Annotated in this window: 1 protein-coding gene; it reads right to left on the bottom strand. The window is 43.8% G+C overall.

The features are described 5' to 3' along the window. Positions 1-115, bottom strand: a 115-nt coding sequence (locus R0J92_RS21995) for an AbrB/MazE/SpoVT family DNA-binding domain-containing protein (RefSeq protein WP_411053212.1), incomplete at its 3' end; no start/stop codon positions are given. Positions 116-354: the final 239 nt, after the last annotated feature.

The following is a 354-nucleotide window of genomic DNA, read 5'->3' as shown; positions in this document are numbered from 1 at the left end:
CTGGCGTTTCGGTCAACTCTACTAGGGAGTTTTCATCCAGACCATAGTTTTGGGCAATTTTCTGGGGAACCCTTAATCCCAGACTATTTCCCCATTTTCTCAACTGAATTTTCATTACTGATCACTGTTCCCTGAGTTATACTATGTATAATTTTAATCGTCAAAGCGCGATCGCGCCAACAATCAATTAATTATGGAGATCAATTACAGCCAACATCCCGACGGAACTCAGTTAGCCTATTGTCATCATCCTGCCTCCGCTAACCAAAGCCAAAAACCAGGGCTGCTTTTTTTACCGGGCTATGGGTCAGATATGGAGGGAACAAAAGCGACAACGCTCTTTAACTGGGCGAA

The sequence above is a fragment of the Tritonibacter sp. SIMBA_163 genome, assembly GCF_046535935.1.
GTDB lineage: Bacteria > Pseudomonadota > Alphaproteobacteria > Rhodobacterales > Rhodobacteraceae > Epibacterium > Epibacterium scottomollicae.
This window is presented reverse-complemented; position numbering and strand designations above follow the sequence as displayed.